Here is a 15,647-nt window from a genome sequence, read left to right on the forward strand (position 1 = left end):
GTTATACGCGCTGAAAATTCCACTAGCAAGTTGTAACCTATGAGGTTACAATGGCCGGATGATTAAGAGTTTTATACATAAAGGCCTTCAGAAGTTTTACGCTAAAGGAACCACATCGGGAATTCAGAAGAAGCATGAAAATAAACTTCGTCTTATTCTGTCTAATCTCGATCAAGCAGAAACGCCTGACGACATGGATTTACCCGGCCTTTATATGCATAAACTCAAAGGTAACAGAAATGATATTTGGTCTGTCCGAGTGAGTGGTAACTGGAGAGTTACATACCGCTTTGTTGGACGAGATGTTGAAATCGTTAACTACGAGGATTATCACTAATGAATATGCATAACCCAGCACATCCAGGTGAGATACTCAAAGTTCTTGTTATTGATGCTCTAGAACTCACTATCACTGATGTAGCTCAGCATTTAGATATTAGCCGCAAAACCTTGTCGAAAGTTCTTAATGGTAAAGGAGCCATCACGCCAGAGATGGCTCTTCGTCTAGAGCTGGCTTTTGGTAAGCCTTCAGCTGCTCATTGGCTACGTTTGCAGAATGCTTTTGATTTATGGCAGACTCGACAACATCAAAGTTCTTTACATGTCTCACCTTATAATCTGGCTACGGTATAAAGACGCGTATAACAATCGAATGTTGGTGACACAAATACGCGGGCTCTGCTTCGCAGCATCGCCCACGCGTTTGTGCCGCCAAATTAGGGCGTTATCTTCTCGTTGGCATTCCCGCACTTTTCATATAACCTTTTATCATGCCAACGGTATTAGAAATTGGGCCATATCGCTTTTTCTTCTACAGTAACGAAAATGGTGAACCTGCTCATATTCATATTCAACGCGAAAGAATGCTAGCTAAGTTCTGGCTTCGTCCTGTCGCGTAAGCAAGTTCAACTCGCTTTACTCCCAAAGAACTCAGAACTTTGGAAAAGCTTGTTGTCGAAAATAGAGATGCTTTTTTGGAGGCTTGGAATGGCCACTTTAGCAGTTGAAAATCACCCACAAGCTCTGTCGGTGTCTTTCGATGAAAGTTCTTTAATTGTCGCATTAATCGACGGCAGAACTATTTCTGTACCCTTATCCTGGTTTCCTAGTCTTTCTCAAGCAAGCACATCTCAATTACAGGATTGGGAGTTGTTAGGGGATGGTGAAGGTATTCATTGGCCGCAACTGGATGAGGATTTAAGTGTAGCTGGTCTACTTGTCGGCAATCGAAGCAGAAGATAACAATCAAATGTTGGGTACACAAATACGCGGGCTCTGCTTGGCAGCATCGCCCACGCGTTTGTGCCGCCAAATTAGGGCGTTAGCTGCCAAAGCGAAGTCATGAACAATATTCTGTACATGTACATATTTTAAAGCTAGACTTGTACCATATTCTGTACAGGTGAGGTGCAAGATGAGAATTGTCTCTTTTACTGAAGCCCGAAATGGCCTAAAAGCCGTCTTGGACAATGTTATCAACGATGCGGATACTACTGTAATCACACGTCGCGACTCTGAAGATGCTGTTGTAATGTCATTGGATTACTACAACAGCCTGATGGAAACTGTTCATTTACTTCGCTCACCAGCGAACGCTGAACATTTAAATCGTTCAATTGCGCAGTTTAAAGCGGGTAAAACGACTCAGCGAGATCTAATTGATTAGTAACAGGTTATTGTCATGGACTGATGAAGCCTGGAACAGTTACGTTTATTGGCAGACTCAAGACAAGAAAACCTTGAAACGTATCAATAAATTAATTACCGATATTCAGCGTTCTCCGTTTGATGGAATTGGAAAACCGGAAGCCCTGAAAGAAAACCTTTCAGGTTTCTGGTCTCGCAGAATAGATGAGACTAATCGTTTAGTGTATGCCGTGGATGATAGGGCAATTACGGTTATCTCGTGTCGCTATCATTACTAGTGGGTGGCAGCTAACAAACAAATGTTGGGGGCGTTAGGTGCTATAAGGAATTAGAAACGTGAAATTCGTCATGATTTTTGGCCCCTCCGGGATTGGAAAGGAGACTATTGCCCGTCATTTGGCCGCTCAGAAAGGTTGGCGCGTATTTCCTCAGCATTTAGCATTCGATATTGCGAGCGCAGTTATTGGCTTTGGCAACGATGGTTTTGAAAAGTATCAAAGAGATTTGTGTCTGAATGCCCTCAGGACATTCTATTCAAATAAAGTCACTGGCGTGGTATTTACTTTTTGCTATGTGTCGAAAGCGAGTGATTTCTTTGTGCGGGGGCTTTTGTCGCTTCTAAACGAGATGCAGGTAGAAGGTGAGTTTTTTCGCATTAATTGCGAGCTAAAAGAACACATTGCACGCGTAACTAGTGATGGAAGAAAAAACACAAATAAAATTCAAACGGAAGAATATTTGCGAGACTATCTGCAAAAGTTTGATTTTGGCGAATCAATACCAAATGTAAGTTCCTGTGTATTAGATACAACATCAATGACGCCAGAAGAATCAGCCAATGCTATTGCAGCTAAACTTCGCACCTAACAAGGCGCTATTGTCGCCACTAACGTGGCTGGAACGGCTTACGTTGCACTCTAACGGCCCCAAAAGCATTGCGTTAGTTGCAAGAATGGAATCACGATGAAGCCAATAGATCAATACGAAAAGCATGGCTATGTTGTCCTTAGAGGGTTCTTTAGTAATGAAGAGCTATCCAGGCTAGATGAGCATGTTGAGCGCGTTTATCAAAAATGGCTGGCGGAAAACGAAGCGGTGATATTTGATAAAAAGCTGGTCAACATGCACTCGTTGACGAGCCGGGAATACTTCCTGGACTCTCCTGAACGAAGAAAAGCGTTTTTCGAGTTAATTGCTTCAGCAAAGTTAACCGGAACGATTAAGACTATGTTTGGTGCTGATATCCACTTTCACAATACGCAACTGTTTTTTAACCCTTCTAATAGTGAGCGTCTGCCGTATTGGCACAGAGATATGCAATACAGCCCAATAGAAGATTCAGTGCAAAGTACTGAACAAAGCAAAATGTTGAGTCTGCACATTCGGATCCCATTAGTTGAAGAAACTGGCGTTGAGGTCGTAAAAGGTTCGCACAGGCGGTGGGATACTGAGCTGGAGAGAGATGTACGGTTTGAATTAGATGGCCACCTGAACAGTGAGCCCCTGCCTGATTCCGAATTAATTGCTCTTGCCCGCGGAGATGTACTGATATTCAGCGCCCAAATGATACATAGGGGCAACTACGAGCTAAATCCTGTAAGAAAGGCCTTTGATCTTTGTGTCGGCAAGTATCATCCTTTGGCGGCTGACTTCTTAGACCCACGGGTTTTGCCAACCGATGAAGAAATTGACAATATGCCTAATAATCATTGGTATAGGTTGGCAAAAGAAATCACAGGATACAAATAAAGGCAACTGGGTGCGCTAGAAAGCAGTATTGGCTCTGCTTATAATCCCAGCTGGCATATTCTGGTTTGGCTTATCGTCAGGCTTTAGCCTGAGTGTTTGCGCTGTGAAATCAGGCATTGATTAATAGGTTACCAAACTGAACTATGACTAAGATGAGTATGTGGGCAATCTACTGGCGCTTTTATCTGGTGGTTTTCTCTGTCTTTTTGCTGACTGTTTTAGTCATTCAACTGTTGCCTGTTTTGCCGTTAATTCCGAACACGGTTTACCATCCAACCGCGTTTTGGCTGATGGCAGGTTTAATTACATTCATTCTTTCACTGTTTGTACCTCAGGGCTTAGTTTACGCATGCTATGGCAAGCGCCTGTCGTTTAGGCCTGTATTCTGGACTCGCCTGCATTACTGTTTGTATGGTTTGTTCGGCTTTCTTGCTGCCTTTGCGCTCATAGTGCAGGCCGTTGCCAGTCCTTTTGTCTGGGCCGGCTATAAACTTTATTGTCAGCCTGCCGTGCTACTTCTGGGGCCTTGGGTAGCCGTTAGCTTAACGCTGTCTGTGGCAAAGCAGAACAATCGGCCATAGTCTTTGTTGTGTACATAAATAAAGTCTTTCTTTGTGCAAAAGTAATGTGCATTATTCAGACTATTGAGCATAATTTAATCAAGTGAACCGCTGTAAATCACTCACCGTAAAACCGCAAGACAAAACATAAAGAGGGAGCGAGAATATGACCAGGGTAACAGGTATTGGTGGGATATTCATAAAAGCCAAAGACCCGGAAATGCTACAGCATTGGTATAAAAATCATCTGGGCATTGATGTTCAGGCCTGGGGAGGCACTTCGTTTAATTGGGTAGATGCCGAAGGAAAGGCTTATGTGGGTTCTACAGCCTGGATGATTGGTAACGGTGAGAATTTTGCGCCGGGTAAGTCCGCTTTTATGGTTAATTACAGAGTAGCCGACTTAAGCGGGCTATTAACCTCACTTCGTGCGGAAGGGGGCCATGTGCTGGATGAAACCGAAGAATCTGAATTCGGTAAATTTGGTTGGGTAATCGATCCTGAGGGGAATAAGCTTGAGTTGTGGGAGCCTCCTGTTGGCGGCTAGCTGCTTAAATAAGTTAAATCGTTGTTCTCGTAATATTAGTTGTGTTGGGAATTGCCGGAGCAATATCAGTCCAGACGATAATTGATTCAGAGCGTCCTGACATAACTCAATTTCAACTGGTTTCGCAAGCCGTTCCGAAGAGCGATTACATTTTCTGTAACATTTTACGCTGCACTGCTCATTGATTCGCCATTCATAAAAAGTTACTAATAGTTCAAAGTCTTATGTTTAGACTCTCTGGCTCTGGAGGCTGTTGGATAATTAAGGAGGAAGACCTCAGCGTCATGGTATGAACAGAAAAACATTTCTTATTTTAGTGCTTTTATCAGTAGTTCTGAGCGTGTTCTCCGTGCTCTGTGGCTTTGTGTTTCCCGATGAAAACGTTGAAACTGTGAATAGCTTCATTATGGAGTTAGAAGGTGCTTCCGACAGCCTGACTCAGGATGACATCTGGTTGTTATTTTCCGGTGCAATTGCATTGGTGATGGTCATTGTGGCTTACGTAGGGTTGTTTTTATTTAAATCCTGGGGAAGGCATGTGTTTGTTGCGTCTTTCGTACTGGCGATACCTGCTTATTTTATGGCAGGTTTGTGGATAACGACAGGCTTAGAAGATCTGCTGTTTGATGCATCAATGTTTTTAGACGGCATGCTGGTAGCGTTAATGTATTTCAGTCCTGTAAAGGCTGAGTTTGCTAAAGCGGATAGCGATGAATCCTTTAAAAGTTGATCGACACAATACGGTTAAGCTGACCGATTTACCCAACATAGGTAAGGCCGGTGCGGCTGATTTGTTGTTATTGGGGATAACCAGACCTGCCGATTTGATTGGTCTTAATCCTTACGAAATGTTTGAGATGTTGTGCGTTAAAACGGGGCGAAAGCATGATCCCTGCGTGATTGATGTGTTTATCTCGATAGTCCACTTTATGGAGGGCGGAGAGCCCCAGCCCTGGTGGGCATATACCAATGAGCGTAAAGAGGCCATAAACGCATTTTCACCGGGGTGGCCGGATGTAACTAATTAATCGCCACAAAGTCAGGCTCCGGTTTGCAGGCAATAGTGGTGTACTTGATGTTTAGTTTTATCGCAATACGGCGAGGGCCTTATAAGGAATTGTATGTTGGAAGCCATTTATTCTGTAGTGACGGTGATTGTGAATGCCATAGGATCAGCGCTGGCCTTTGTGGTTGAGTTTATTGCTGGCTTTTTTGTTCCAGCAGGTCATACCCTGACAGCCGTCGATCTATTTTTGTTTTTCTTTGTGCTGTGCGCCGAGGTAACGGTGTGGTTTGTTCTGTCATTGTTTCGCCTTGTTAAAGGAGCGATTACCCGACAAAAACCGGTGTTCAAAAGTAAACCGGTGTTCTGGCGGCCAACGCCTAAAGTCAGGCACTAACCCGTTGACCTTTAATGATGAAAAAGCTAGCTGCTAAGGTGATTTTATTAATGCTGGTGCTGGCGTTAGTAGTAGCCACAATCACCACGTTTACCTTGTGTGGCGGCACTTTATTGCAAAATTGGAATGGCTCGGGCGGGTGCACTAACCACCAGTTGCAGTTTAACGGTTTTGCCACTTTCTCCATGGTCTCTCAGGACGGTGCCGGTGTTGCTTTGTTAGTGATAGTGTTGGTCGGTTTGTTGATGCATGTATATTTACAGCGAGTCCGGGCTAAAAAACGTTTAAACAGGGAGACCTGATGTTTTCTTATCGCACAGCCTCTGACGCTGATTTTGCCTTCCTGTTAGCGCTACGGTTAAGCACCATGGATGAGCATTTAAAAAAAGCAGGCCTGTTTTTAACACCGGCGCAGCACGAGGACAGGGTTAGAGAAAACTTCGCGCTTTCGCAGGTTGTAAGTGTTAATGACGAGCCCGTGGGATTACTAAAGTACGATGAAAGCAGCCAGGCGATTACCGTTTATCAGTTACAAATATTGCCGCAGTTTCAGGGGCGGGGTTATGGCGGGGGCATCCTGAGAGAGCTGATGAGCCGAGCGGGAAATAAAACCGTGAGCCTTGGCGTGTTAAAGGACAATCCGGCTTACCACTTATATAAACGCCTGGGATTTATTGTGGTGGGAGAGGATCAGTACGAATACCATATGGCTTTCAACCGTTAGTTTTATAAAAATAACTCTCATTGCGCTAAAACGGCAACCCAAGTAAAGGAATTGACATGGATGTTGTGGATATTAAAGCATTTGTACCCAGTAAGGATTACGCAATCTCCACAGCGTTTTACACTGAGATTGGCTTTGTGCCGTCCCCGGTTTCAGATGACTTAACGCTCTTTCAAAACGGCGATTGCCTGTTCTTTTTGCAGCGTTTTTATAACCCTTCTCTGGCGCAGAACTTTATGCTGCAAATTTGTGTGCAGGATATCGACAGTGCTTACCAACAATGTTTGCAGTCGGTGCATAAAACCAAAATATCCAGTCTGCAGGAAGAATCATGGGGCCGCGTTTTTTATTTGTGGGGGCCAGCGGGAGAGTTGTTGCATATTACCCAGTTGCCGGACCACGATTGAATTGGCGGGGAAAACGAATCATGTCAGATATCGAATTTACATTTCGGGAAGTACCGCCAGCAGCGGCAGACTTTGCCGCCCTGAGAAAACAGGTTGGCTGGAAAAGTCCTGAGCTGCCCATACTGCAATTGAGCATTGAGTCCTCATTGTTCTGGGTCACGGTTTATGCGGGAAATCAGCTTATTGGCACTGGCCGGGTGGTGGGAGATGGCGCCATGTATTTTTATATTCAGGACGTCATCGTATTGCCGGCAGTTCAAGGTGGCGGTCTCGGCTTGCAAATAATGCAGCGCATACAGGCGTATCTGGCACAAGCTTGTCAGCCGGGGACTACCGTTGCTCTTTTAGCTGCACAGGGGAAAGAGCCGTTTTATGCAAAGCTGGGGTTTACCGCCCGTGACGGCCAGTCGTTAGGCTTGGGCATGTGCAAGTTTATATAAGCCGTGGCCCTTAGCAGTGGGCATGTGTTGCTGTTATTTTCCCGGGGAGGCAAATGTTTAAGTTTATCGTAATGCTGCTAGTCGCGTATTTTGCTGTCGGGGCCACTGACCGCCACAGACAGCAACAAGATGTTGGCAAGACCAACACCAGGTTTAAGGGAATATTATGAACATTCGTCAGGCTCACGCCGAAGATGTGCCGCACATTGCTGGACTGGTTAATTCGTTAACCAGTTTTATGGTTAGTAAAGGGTCGTCGGCAGTGCCAGCCTGGTTAATTAACACGTTAACGGTTCCGGCATTTAAACAACGAATGAGTGATGCTCACTATGTTCATCTGGTATGTTGTGATGATAAGGCGATCCTGGGTTACCTGGCATTAAAAGGCGGCGATCATCTCTACCACTTATTTGTGAATCAGTCGCATCATGGTCAGGGCATTGCGCGAAAATTATGGGGCACGGTACAGCAACAGCAAAAGCTAGCGGGCAGGGTGATAGTACGCGCATCTTTGTTTGCGGTGCCGGTTTATCAGCGTCTGGGGTTTCAGCTTGCTGGACCGCAGGAGCATTACGACGGGCTGGATTTTCAGCCGATGGTTTATTTTAAAGCCGTGAATTAACCCGCGTTTTATGGGATAGTCTAACAATATCAATGCAGTATGTGCCTGTTGGTGGCCATCTGCGCGGCGAAAACAAGGGGGCATTCGTGTTTGTAAAACGATTATTCGTGTTGGTCACGCTGCTGTCACTTACTGCCTGTGCTGTGCAACCAGCTAAGATGGCTCCGGTGGATTACGTTTACGAACCTCCGGTCAAAATCGGCTTTGTTTCAATGATTTCAGAACGGCCTACTCATCAGCATACGGGTTATACCGTGTTTGGCAATTTTGTCAGGGATCTGGATGTTAAGTGGCAGCTCAATGACTATATTTTTACGACATTGGCGCAAACCTTTAAGCAGCAAAAAGGTTATGAACTGGTAAACCTGAGTGCGGATCCGGCGGCGGTGCGACTTTTTGATAACGACAATCTGGTGCGTGTAGAGGGCGAGATTGCTAACGCCAACCCACAGGAATTACAAAGTATTGTAAACGCGTTAAATGAGCCGGATCTTGATGCCATTGTGGTGGTAAGGTCGCTTAAAGTGTTTTACAACAAAAATCTGGAAGTCATTAAATCTTCTATGGGCGAGCCGGGTGATCACGGGTTTAAAAGCCAGGCGGGTGTAGGTATGACGTTTAACTCTGCTATCGGCATTAACTTTTTTAGTGTTGCCCCCAAAGCGCATTACGTTGGCTGGCAGTACCTTGGTCTTATTGGTCAGCCGGTTAGCCCTGAGCCTGCCGACTACGAAAATCTGACCGAACAGGAACTGAAAAGCTACGAGAAGCAACTGAAGGATAATATCAAGCTTAAACTGCAGTCCTTTGTCGGACTGGCCCCGGGTATTGCGCCATAATTGGGTGTAATACTGTTTAGAGCTGGCTCGACTGGTTATCTTACTTATATGGATAACGTTTTATAGAGCGTCGAAATTTCACTATTATCAAAAAGGAGATTGAGTAGTGGATAATCAACCCCGCTTACGGGTACTTACCCGCAGCAGGCATGCCATGATCGCCGGCGTATGTGCCGGATTGGCAGAGCATTATCATTTACGTAAAAATGGTCCGCGATTCGTCTTTGTTCTGTTTTCCTGCTTTTTTGCCATTCCGGTTTTAATTTACTGTGTTTTGTGGCTAATCTTACCGCAGGAAACGCTGCTGCATTCAGTGCGGGCAGATGTACAAAGACGCGCGAATTCAATCCGCCGTTAGCGTGGCGGAATAGTTAACCAGATAAAGGCATGTTGTCGTAGTGGAAATTGTTTTAGTACGCCATGGAAAACCGGTCAATTCGATAAACAGCAGGGTAGATTCTGCGGGTTTTGCAAAATGGGTCAGGCGTTACAATCATTCGGTGGTCAGTGACTTTAGCCGCCCCCAGCCCGGGGTTATGCAGGCATTTGCTCACCATTACCGTGTCGCCAGTGACCTGCCCAGGGCGGTGCACAGTTGTGTTATTGCAACAGGTCAGGCTCCTCAGAGTGTATCTAAGCTGTATCGGGAGATGGAAATCCCACGGTATAAGCTACCGTTTTCAATGCGGGCCTGGTCCTGGGTTTATCTGAACCGATTGCTATGGGTAGCGGGCAAGCCCGGTCCTTTTGAGTCTTATCAGGAGGCCAGGGAACGCGCCCGGGAAGCGACTGAGAGTTTAGTTTCGCTGGCCGAAACCCATGAACAGGTTGTGTTATTTGCTCATGGTTTTTTTAATTTACACCTGCGACGTTACCTGCAACAGGCCGGTTGGCAATTACAGGAAAAATCCGGCAAGTTCTGGGGCGTTACCCGGCTTTGCCGGTAGATGTCAGGGGTAAAACACGCTGTCATATTCGGTAACAAATCGGCCATTGTGACAATCGTCGAAGCCTTTTAAAGTGGCCATCAATGGTCAAAACGGTTTAATTATCCGGGATAACTGAATGCGCCTGATACACTGGATGTACCTTGGTTTGTTATTTGTTCCTGCGTTATTTCATTTATGGAGCAAAATTGCCGCTGATAGTGGTGGCCTGGCGAGTCGCTATGCCCCTTTGCTCGCTACAGTATTACTGGCTGGCATTGTTATAGGCTGGGTTAACCAAAAGACCTGGCTGCGCCGCGGTTTCTGGCGGTTCAGCTTTTGGTTGCTAGCCGTGCTTTTAGCTCTGGTTGTTATTTATTGCCTGATTAGCCTGATGTCAGGTACCGGCGGCGTCTGGTTGGTCTGGTTACTGCTGGGCGTCATCGTTATGTTACCGGCCATGTGGTGTCTCTGGCGCTATTCGGCCCGGTCAAATAGCTGCTGGGAGCGCCGTTAAAGGGTACCCGATATACTGTAAGCAACAAGGATGGCAGTGATGAGCTATCAGTCTTTCATCTGTAAAAATTCGGCAGGTTTGCCTGTTTTTCCCGAGTCACGGGCCATGGATGACACCGCCAGCATTGCTACTGCGTTGCAGTAAGGCCAGCGCGCAATTATTCAGGCTGGTATGAGGCTGTACACTCAGGGTTACTTTGCTTACTCTGGGATAAAGCGGTTACTAATCAATTATATTGTGCGTGAGTAGGGATATGAAAAAATCACAGCTAAAACTGGTTCAGTCACAGTTAAAAGAAAAGGGATTATATGCAGGCGGGCTGGATGGTCTGTCGGGGCCCAAAACCAATGCAGCCGTACAGCAGTATTTAACCTCACAGAGCGAATGGATAAGCAGCCAACACTGGACTGGCTGGAGTAATGCGCGAAAAAGAGTGACTGCATTGCAACTGTTGGCCCGGGAGAAACAAATCGACGTAGGCCTGATTGATGGCTTTTACGGCCCGCAAACTGATTCGGCAGCAGAGCTGCTGCAACAACTGGTTAATCACGGCACCATTGGCCGACAATTTAGTGATATTGTGCCGGTTCAGCAAAATCCCCATCAGTTTCCGCCGGAGGATACGACCAGTCTTAATGCGTATTATGGTCAGCCGGGGAATATTCCGCTCACCCGGGTTGAGTGCCCCTGGTTGCTACGACTGGATTGGGATTTATCCACAAGCACCAGGCTTATCAGTATTCATGAAAAGCTGAGCGACAGCCTGATAAAAGTGCTGAACGAAATTTATGCGTACTATGGCGAGGCGGGCATTCAACGCTACGGCTTAAATCGTTACGGCGGCAGCTATAACCATCGTACTAAAAGAGGCAGTACTACAGCCTGGTCAACCCATGCCTGGGGCATTGCGATAGATTGGTTTCCGTCACAGAACAAAATGAACTGGCGCAGCGACAGGGCGAGTCTGGCCGATCCGGAACTGGATTTTTGGTGGGAAGCCTGGGAACGCGAGGGTTGGTTGAGTCTGGGGCGGTGTGAAGATCGCGACTGGATGCATGTGCAGGCGGCTAAGCGTTAAAGACAAACGGGTAACCACTAAGGACGATTGGTTTTCCCGTCGGCCCGGCGCCGTGTTTAACTGGTGACACTCAAAATTAAGAAGACAAATCAAAATGAACAACACTCACCGACAACAGCTTATCGATACCAGTTGGGCGCTGCACAGCGACGTAGAGAATGCGTATCTGGCGCATCCTGCCAGTAAAGGGGCTGACGACTGGCAGGAAAAACAACGTTTATTGCTGGCAGACATGGCCATTCATTTACTGCAAACCGCGCTGAAGCCCGGCGAGCTACCGCTGGATAAGCTGCAAAATAACCTGCACGCAATATTAACTATCAGTGACCAGTTCTTACCCCAGGCGGGCCTGAAAAAGGCAACTGAAGGTATTTACCAGTCTTCAGGGGATAATGCCTGAGCCAAAGTGAGTCGCCGACCTAGCCACCACGAATAGATCTGATTTCTCACCAGCAAAAAGATATAGTTTGCACTGCATAAGCGCTATCGCTATGGTAAACCTCCTTGTGATCCAGAATTGAGAAACCGATGAAAAATTGGCGAGTTACCGCGTTACTTGGCTTATTGTTCTGGGCCAGTTTATCACTGGCTGGTGAGCCCACGGCTAATGAACCAGTGCGTCATATCGTGGTATTTAAATACAAAACGGGCAGTACCGAACAGCAAATTCAGCAGGTTACTAACGCATTTCGGGCGCTTAAAGATAAAATACCGGGCATTTTGAGCTTTGAATATGGGGTTAATAACAGCCCCGAGGGGCTCGATCAGGGATTTAGTCATATCTATCAGCTGACCTTTGTTGATGCCGCAGCCCGGGATAGTTATCTGCCTCATCCTAAACATACAGAGTTTGGTGAATTGCTGGCTGAACTGGGCATTCTGGAGAGTGTGTTTGTGGTGGATTACGCCATAAATCCCTGATTACAATTGTGAAGCTTAGAGCCTGAGTGGTTTGTATTGCGTCAGGTTATTCACTAGAGTAAAGGGTATTGATCCCAGCCGTAAAAGGATAAACAGAGTGGCAAACAAAACAATGGCAATGTGCGCCTTCCTGAGCGTTCTGGTCAGTCAGTCGGCAGTGGCTGCTTATTCCTCTATTGTTGAGGCCCGGGGAATGAGTTGTGACAGCTCGTCGGGTGATGCCGGGCTGATGCAACTGGCGCTTACTGATGCCAGACGCAATGCGGCAGAAACCGTGCAAACCTCGGTAGACAGTTACAGTAAGGTTGAGAATTACGCCGTGGTTGAAGATTTAATCAAGTCTTATTCCAATGCGTCAGTACAAACCCTGCAAGTGCTTTCTCAGCAACGCGATGAGGGCTGTTTAACGGTTACCATCAGAGCCGAAGTGACGCCAGAGAAAAATATCGATCAGCAGTTTGTCAGCGAGGAATTACTGGCCGATCCGACTATTCCGCTGACGGTAAAATTATGGCTGAGTAAAAATCAGTATGCAGTGGGCGAGCAGGTCAGGATATACATAAAAGCCAATAAGCCGTTTTTTGGCCGCCTGGTTTATACCATGCTCGATGGTACAAAAGTACAATTGTTACCCAACCCTTATCGCAGTGAACATCATTTTCAGGGACAGGTACTTTACCAGGTGCCGGATGCCAACGACGATTTCTTGCTGGAGGTGACGCCTCCGCTGGGCGCCGAACAGCTCACGCTGTACGCCAGTACTCATCCATTAGGTGAGCTGGCGAAAACCTCCGCATCGGGAATGTACTTACTGAATAATAATCCGTCGGTGGCAGAGGTAGGTCAGCGTACCCGCGGAATTAAAATTAAAGCGGCAGCACCACCAACGGCCCAGGCAACAAGCCCGGCGAAGCAAGTCGATGTGGCCGAATTTGCTGAAGTATCCACAAAGGTGATGATCACCTTGTAATGAGTTAGTCATGAAGTTAAGTCCGCAGGTTTGGCAACGGCTAAAACTGAGTACAGGCAAAGGTAACTAAGCCAAATACCACAACGCCGAGAAACACTGGCTTACCCAGTGTCCGGCTGCGGTACCATGCAACAAAGGTGGTGATGCAACCCGCTAGTGTTGCCACTGCGCCTATCCAGTCATGACGCACCGGAACCAGAGACACGCCAAACATAGCCGCAATCATCAGCGGGCCGAGCAGGCCGAGCCAGGTGGGTAAGGTTTTGTCTTCATTGTTATTTTGCCTGGCCAGATGGCGGCGAGTCCAGATGAGGGGCAAGGCACGAATGGCAAAGGTACCCACAGAGCACAGTAAAATAACAATCCAGCTGTTAGCTTCCATGGCTATTTCCCCGCTTGGTACTCAGGGCATTAAGCGCATAATACGCCAGTGCGCCTGAGGCGGCGGCTACCGGAATAGCTGCATTGGTAAACTGCAATAACGCCAGTACCAACGCCAGGGTAATGGTGATCATCAGTACTATTATCCATAGTGCCGAGGTAAATCGCGGGGCGATCAGTACCAAAAAAAGGGCTGGTAGTGCAAAAGGCATTACTTCACCCAATAGCGGCCATTGTTGCGTGAGGCCAGCACCAGCCACTGCTCCCAGCATAGTGCCAAGAACCCAGCTGGACCAGGCCAGTATTGCTGCGCCAGTGTACCACCCCCGCCGCTGAACCAGTGGTATCGCAGGCAAACGGTGATGAGCCAGGGCGAAAACCTGATCAGTTAAACCATGCATCAATGCAATCCAGCTGCGCCCAGGCGGCAATAAAGGCGTTAAATTGGGCGCGTAAACCACATGACGGGCGTTGATTAAAAGGGTCATCACAACCACCAGCCACAGTGACGCGCCACTGGCTAGCATTGCAACCATTAAAAACTGTGAGGCCCCGGCATAGATTAATGCGGATATTGCCGTGGCTTCCCACACACTAAAATTGGCCTGGGTCGCGATAAGCCCGAAGGATATCGCTACCGGAATATAGCCGCCCAGCAATGGCATGGCATCACGCATGCCCTGAATCCAGGCTGGTGACGAGGAAGCGAAAGGCTCAGTCATGGGCAGTGACCTTATGATAAATAATGGTAATTAAAAAGGCTGCACCGTGCTCAGCGGTTCGGTACAGGTGGGGCTGATCGGCAACAAAGGTACAGGTTTCTCCGGCGGTCAGGCGCTTTAGCTTATCCATGGTGCCGACTTCCAGCTCACCACGGATAAGGGTGATTGACTCGCTGGTGCCCGGCCCATGGGCTTCAGCGATGCGTTCCATGTCCGGGGCGATGGACATCCAGTAGGCATCGACACCCGGGTTGTCCTGCCCCTGATCGATGAGTCGTACCTCAATACCCGATTCGTCCAACTGCCTGGTGACCGGTGCAACCAGTGCACTGAAGGGCACATTCAGCTGCACGGCCAGGCGCCAGATAGTGTCCAGAGTAGGGTTGCCGTTTCCTTGTTCCAGTCGTGACAGATTAGATTTGGCAATGCCTGCATCGGCTGCTAGCTGCGAGAGCGACAGGCCTCGTTCATGGCGAAGTTGCTGTAAATGCTGTCCGAGCAAAAGTAGAGACGATTTGTCCATGCTGAATTAAAAAGCTTAATTGTTCTATATATCGAACGTTCTATATAAGGAACAAGCGGTTGTCAAGCAAACGAGAAACTTTAACCATTGTTTACATGTTGGCAGCGGTGAATTTTAGCTGGTAGGGCGGCGGGAGTTGCTATTATGCGTGCTGCGTAGGATGATGACAGACAGATTCACTAACCGTTTATTGTTATGCTAAAAATTTGGGTCGATGCCGATGCCTGTCCGGTAGTTATTAAGGAAATTATCTTTCGGGCGGCCAACCGCACTAAAACCGAGGTGACACTCATCGCCAATCAGTACATTCGCACGCCGCCCTCTAAGTTTATAAACAGCATTCAGGTGCCCAAAGGTTTTGATGTGGCCGATAACGAAATTGTTCAGCGTTGCCAGGCCGGTGATTTAGTGATCACCAGTGATATTCCGCTGGCCGATGAAGTTATCACTAAAGGCGCACAGGCATTGAGTCCCCGCGGCGAGCTATTTACCCGTGAGAACATAAAATCGCGCCTCAATATCCGCGATTTTATGGACACCCTGCGCAGCAGTGGCGTACAAACAGGGGGGCCGCCAGCGTTGGGACCAAGCGAAAAACAAGCATTTGGAAATGAGCTGGACAAGTGGCTGGTCTATAAACAACGACAATCCCAGGATTAACCAAAACATTAACC

At 47.2% G+C, this 15,647-nt stretch carries 30 protein-coding genes; 27 read left to right on the top strand and 3 right to left on the bottom strand.

Annotated features, from left to right (window positions below; genetic code table 11):
* Positions 1–58: 58 nt before the first annotated feature.
* From BFC17_RS02865 to BFC17_RS02980, 26 genes are all read left to right on the top strand, one after another.
* Entirely contained in the window at positions 59–337 is a 279-nt protein-coding gene (locus BFC17_RS02865) for a type II toxin-antitoxin system RelE/ParE family toxin (RefSeq protein WP_020745301.1), read from the top strand.
* Entirely contained in the window at positions 337–633 is a 297-nt protein-coding gene (locus BFC17_RS02870; RefSeq protein ID WP_070174551.1) for a HigA family addiction module antitoxin, read from the top strand. Before BFC17_RS02865 ends, BFC17_RS02870 begins: the two co-directional genes overlap by 1 nt.
* 137 nt (positions 634–770) lie before the next feature.
* Complete coding sequence (locus tag BFC17_RS22765) at positions 771–899, top strand: DUF4160 domain-containing protein (RefSeq protein WP_229681067.1); 129 nt, start codon at positions 771–773, stop codon at positions 897–899.
* Between the two features lie 88 nt (positions 900–987).
* Positions 988–1,242: a DUF2442 domain-containing protein gene (locus tag BFC17_RS22225; RefSeq protein WP_083271549.1), complete on the top strand. Its 255-nt coding sequence runs from the start codon at positions 988–990 to the stop codon at positions 1,240–1,242.
* 172 nt (positions 1,243–1,414) lie between these two features.
* Complete coding sequence (locus BFC17_RS02875) at positions 1,415–1,666, top strand: type II toxin-antitoxin system Phd/YefM family antitoxin (protein WP_070174965.1); 252 nt, start codon at positions 1,415–1,417, stop codon at positions 1,664–1,666.
* Positions 1,662–1,925, top strand: a complete 264-nt coding sequence (locus BFC17_RS02880; RefSeq protein ID WP_070175119.1) for a Txe/YoeB family addiction module toxin — start codon at positions 1,662–1,664, stop codon at positions 1,923–1,925. The genes BFC17_RS02875 and BFC17_RS02880 overlap by 5 nt, the downstream gene beginning before the upstream one ends.
* Positions 1,926–1,983: 58 nt before the next feature.
* Positions 1,984–2,514 (top strand): P-loop nucleotide/nucleoside kinase family protein, encoded by a 531-nt coding sequence (locus BFC17_RS02885; protein ID WP_083271550.1) that lies wholly within the window; start codon positions 1,984–1,986, stop codon positions 2,512–2,514.
* 96 nt (positions 2,515–2,610) lie between these two features.
* Entirely contained in the window at positions 2,611–3,396 is a 786-nt protein-coding gene (locus tag BFC17_RS02890; protein WP_070174966.1) for a phytanoyl-CoA dioxygenase family protein, read from the top strand.
* A gap of 143 nt (positions 3,397–3,539) precedes the next feature.
* The gene (locus BFC17_RS02895; protein ID WP_070174967.1) at positions 3,540–3,977 is read left to right on the top strand and encodes a hypothetical protein; all 438 of its coding nucleotides are present in this window, start codon (positions 3,540–3,542) and stop codon (positions 3,975–3,977) included.
* Between the two features lie 145 nt (positions 3,978–4,122).
* Positions 4,123–4,503 (top strand): VOC family protein, encoded by a 381-nt coding sequence (locus BFC17_RS02900; protein ID WP_070174968.1) that lies wholly within the window; start codon positions 4,123–4,125, stop codon positions 4,501–4,503.
* A 289-nt stretch (positions 4,504–4,792) separates the two neighbouring features.
* Complete coding sequence (locus BFC17_RS02905; protein WP_070174969.1) at positions 4,793–5,233, top strand: hypothetical protein; 441 nt, start codon at positions 4,793–4,795, stop codon at positions 5,231–5,233.
* Positions 5,214–5,531 (top strand): helix-hairpin-helix domain-containing protein, encoded by a 318-nt coding sequence (locus BFC17_RS02910; RefSeq protein ID WP_070174970.1) that lies wholly within the window; start codon positions 5,214–5,216, stop codon positions 5,529–5,531. The genes BFC17_RS02905 and BFC17_RS02910 overlap by 20 nt, the downstream gene beginning before the upstream one ends.
* Positions 5,532–5,624: 93 nt before the next feature.
* Positions 5,625–5,903 carry a hypothetical protein gene (locus BFC17_RS02915; RefSeq protein WP_070174971.1) on the top strand — a complete coding sequence of 93 codons (279 nt, stop codon included), beginning with the start codon at positions 5,625–5,627 and terminating at the stop codon, positions 5,901–5,903.
* Between the two features lie 14 nt (positions 5,904–5,917).
* Positions 5,918–6,205, top strand: coding sequence for a hypothetical protein (locus BFC17_RS02920; protein WP_139141983.1), 288 nt, complete (start codon positions 5,918–5,920; stop codon positions 6,203–6,205).
* The gene (locus BFC17_RS02925; RefSeq protein ID WP_070174973.1) at positions 6,205–6,627 is read left to right on the top strand and encodes a GNAT family N-acetyltransferase; all 423 of its coding nucleotides are present in this window, start codon (positions 6,205–6,207) and stop codon (positions 6,625–6,627) included. Before BFC17_RS02920 ends, BFC17_RS02925 begins: the two co-directional genes overlap by 1 nt.
* Positions 6,628–6,683: 56 nt before the next feature.
* Complete coding sequence (locus BFC17_RS02930) at positions 6,684–7,034, top strand: VOC family protein (protein WP_070174974.1); 351 nt, start codon at positions 6,684–6,686, stop codon at positions 7,032–7,034.
* A 20-nt stretch (positions 7,035–7,054) separates the two neighbouring features.
* Positions 7,055–7,474 carry a GNAT family N-acetyltransferase gene (locus tag BFC17_RS02935; RefSeq protein WP_070174975.1) on the top strand — a complete coding sequence of 140 codons (420 nt, stop codon included), beginning with the start codon at positions 7,055–7,057 and terminating at the stop codon, positions 7,472–7,474.
* A gap of 166 nt (positions 7,475–7,640) precedes the next feature.
* A complete protein-coding gene (locus BFC17_RS02940) occupies positions 7,641–8,096 on the top strand; it encodes a GNAT family N-acetyltransferase (RefSeq protein WP_070174976.1) in 456 nt (151 codons plus the stop codon).
* Positions 8,097–8,128: 32 nt separating this feature from the next.
* On the top strand, positions 8,129–8,935 hold the full coding sequence (locus tag BFC17_RS02945) for a hypothetical protein (RefSeq protein ID WP_070174977.1): 807 nt from the start codon (positions 8,129–8,131) through the stop codon (positions 8,933–8,935).
* 106 nt (positions 8,936–9,041) lie between these two features.
* Positions 9,042–9,293, top strand: coding sequence for a PspC domain-containing protein (locus BFC17_RS02950; protein ID WP_229681069.1), 252 nt, complete (start codon positions 9,042–9,044; stop codon positions 9,291–9,293).
* Between the two features lie 40 nt (positions 9,294–9,333).
* Positions 9,334–9,882, top strand: coding sequence for a histidine phosphatase family protein (locus BFC17_RS02955; protein WP_070174978.1), 549 nt, complete (start codon positions 9,334–9,336; stop codon positions 9,880–9,882).
* Between the two features lie 118 nt (positions 9,883–10,000).
* Complete coding sequence (locus BFC17_RS02960; protein ID WP_070174979.1) at positions 10,001–10,378, top strand: hypothetical protein; 378 nt, start codon at positions 10,001–10,003, stop codon at positions 10,376–10,378.
* Between the two features lie 253 nt (positions 10,379–10,631).
* On the top strand, positions 10,632–11,456 hold the full coding sequence (locus tag BFC17_RS02965; protein ID WP_070174980.1) for a M15 family metallopeptidase: 825 nt from the start codon (positions 10,632–10,634) through the stop codon (positions 11,454–11,456).
* A 94-nt stretch (positions 11,457–11,550) separates the two neighbouring features.
* A complete protein-coding gene (locus BFC17_RS02970) occupies positions 11,551–11,856 on the top strand; it encodes a hypothetical protein (protein WP_070174981.1) in 306 nt (101 codons plus the stop codon).
* 128 nt (positions 11,857–11,984) lie between these two features.
* Positions 11,985–12,377, top strand: coding sequence for a Dabb family protein (locus BFC17_RS02975; protein WP_070174982.1), 393 nt, complete (start codon positions 11,985–11,987; stop codon positions 12,375–12,377).
* Between the two features lie 97 nt (positions 12,378–12,474).
* Positions 12,475–13,347 (top strand): flagellar assembly protein T N-terminal domain-containing protein, encoded by an 873-nt coding sequence (locus tag BFC17_RS02980; protein ID WP_139141984.1) that lies wholly within the window; start codon positions 12,475–12,477, stop codon positions 13,345–13,347.
* A 40-nt stretch (positions 13,348–13,387) separates the two neighbouring features.
* On the opposite strand, the gene BFC17_RS02985 is transcribed toward BFC17_RS02980, so the two are convergent.
* The 3 genes from BFC17_RS02985 to BFC17_RS02995 are packed head-to-tail and all read right to left on the bottom strand — an operon-like array spanning position 13,388 to position 14,973.
* Positions 13,388–13,729 (bottom strand): AzlD domain-containing protein, encoded by a 342-nt coding sequence (locus tag BFC17_RS02985; protein WP_070174984.1) that lies wholly within the window; start codon positions 13,727–13,729, stop codon positions 13,388–13,390.
* Complete coding sequence (locus BFC17_RS02990) at positions 13,719–14,450, bottom strand: AzlC family ABC transporter permease (RefSeq protein WP_070174985.1); 732 nt, start codon at positions 14,448–14,450, stop codon at positions 13,719–13,721. The genes BFC17_RS02985 and BFC17_RS02990 overlap by 11 nt, the downstream gene beginning before the upstream one ends.
* Positions 14,443–14,973: a helix-turn-helix domain-containing protein gene (locus BFC17_RS02995; protein ID WP_070174986.1), complete on the bottom strand. Its 531-nt coding sequence runs from the start codon at positions 14,971–14,973 to the stop codon at positions 14,443–14,445. The genes BFC17_RS02990 and BFC17_RS02995 overlap by 8 nt, the downstream gene beginning before the upstream one ends.
* A gap of 195 nt (positions 14,974–15,168) precedes the next feature.
* Between BFC17_RS02995 and BFC17_RS03000 the strand changes: the two genes are divergently transcribed.
* Positions 15,169–15,633, top strand: a complete 465-nt coding sequence (locus BFC17_RS03000; protein WP_070174987.1) for a YaiI/YqxD family protein — start codon at positions 15,169–15,171, stop codon at positions 15,631–15,633.
* Positions 15,634–15,647: the final 14 nt, after the last annotated feature.

The sequence above is a fragment of the Marisediminitalea lipolytica genome (genome assembly GCF_001758465.1).
GTDB lineage: Bacteria > Pseudomonadota > Gammaproteobacteria > Enterobacterales > Alteromonadaceae > Alteromonas > Alteromonas lipolytica.

Coding starts and splice junctions, on each gene's coding strand:
- BFC17_RS02915 (WP_070174971.1), top strand. CDS start 5,625: ATGTTGGAAGCCATTTATTCTGTAGTGACGGTGATTGTGAATGCCATA.
- BFC17_RS02995 (WP_070174986.1), bottom strand. CDS start 14,973: ATGGACAAATCGTCTCTACTTTTGCTCGGACAGCATTTACAGCAACTT.
- BFC17_RS02985 (WP_070174984.1), bottom strand. CDS start 13,729: ATGGAAGCTAACAGCTGGATTGTTATTTTACTGTGCTCTGTGGGTACC.
- BFC17_RS02965 (WP_070174980.1), top strand. CDS start 10,632: ATGAAAAAATCACAGCTAAAACTGGTTCAGTCACAGTTAAAAGAAAAG.
- BFC17_RS02920 (WP_139141983.1), top strand. CDS start 5,918: ATGATGAAAAAGCTAGCTGCTAAGGTGATTTTATTAATGCTGGTGCTG.
- BFC17_RS02975 (WP_070174982.1), top strand. CDS start 11,985: ATGAAAAATTGGCGAGTTACCGCGTTACTTGGCTTATTGTTCTGGGCC.
- BFC17_RS02875 (WP_070174965.1), top strand. CDS start 1,415: ATGAGAATTGTCTCTTTTACTGAAGCCCGAAATGGCCTAAAAGCCGTC.
- BFC17_RS02890 (WP_070174966.1), top strand. CDS start 2,611: ATGAAGCCAATAGATCAATACGAAAAGCATGGCTATGTTGTCCTTAGA.
- BFC17_RS02925 (WP_070174973.1), top strand. CDS start 6,205: ATGTTTTCTTATCGCACAGCCTCTGACGCTGATTTTGCCTTCCTGTTA.
- BFC17_RS03000 (WP_070174987.1), top strand. CDS start 15,169: ATGCTAAAAATTTGGGTCGATGCCGATGCCTGTCCGGTAGTTATTAAG.
- BFC17_RS02970 (WP_070174981.1), top strand. CDS start 11,551: ATGAACAACACTCACCGACAACAGCTTATCGATACCAGTTGGGCGCTG.
- BFC17_RS02940 (WP_070174976.1), top strand. CDS start 7,641: ATGAACATTCGTCAGGCTCACGCCGAAGATGTGCCGCACATTGCTGGA.
- BFC17_RS22225 (WP_083271549.1), top strand. CDS start 988: ATGGCCACTTTAGCAGTTGAAAATCACCCACAAGCTCTGTCGGTGTCT.
- BFC17_RS02930 (WP_070174974.1), top strand. CDS start 6,684: ATGGATGTTGTGGATATTAAAGCATTTGTACCCAGTAAGGATTACGCA.
- BFC17_RS02990 (WP_070174985.1), bottom strand. CDS start 14,450: ATGACTGAGCCTTTCGCTTCCTCGTCACCAGCCTGGATTCAGGGCATG.
- BFC17_RS02960 (WP_070174979.1), top strand. CDS start 10,001: ATGCGCCTGATACACTGGATGTACCTTGGTTTGTTATTTGTTCCTGCG.
- BFC17_RS02900 (WP_070174968.1), top strand. CDS start 4,123: ATGACCAGGGTAACAGGTATTGGTGGGATATTCATAAAAGCCAAAGAC.
- BFC17_RS02910 (WP_070174970.1), top strand. CDS start 5,214: ATGAATCCTTTAAAAGTTGATCGACACAATACGGTTAAGCTGACCGAT.
- BFC17_RS02895 (WP_070174967.1), top strand. CDS start 3,540: ATGACTAAGATGAGTATGTGGGCAATCTACTGGCGCTTTTATCTGGTG.
- BFC17_RS02870 (WP_070174551.1), top strand. CDS start 337: ATGAATATGCATAACCCAGCACATCCAGGTGAGATACTCAAAGTTCTT.
- BFC17_RS02935 (WP_070174975.1), top strand. CDS start 7,055: ATGTCAGATATCGAATTTACATTTCGGGAAGTACCGCCAGCAGCGGCA.
- BFC17_RS02945 (WP_070174977.1), top strand. CDS start 8,129: ATGCAGTATGTGCCTGTTGGTGGCCATCTGCGCGGCGAAAACAAGGGG.
- BFC17_RS02865 (WP_020745301.1), top strand. CDS start 59: ATGATTAAGAGTTTTATACATAAAGGCCTTCAGAAGTTTTACGCTAAA.
- BFC17_RS22765 (WP_229681067.1), top strand. CDS start 771: ATGCCAACGGTATTAGAAATTGGGCCATATCGCTTTTTCTTCTACAGT.
- BFC17_RS02905 (WP_070174969.1), top strand. CDS start 4,793: ATGAACAGAAAAACATTTCTTATTTTAGTGCTTTTATCAGTAGTTCTG.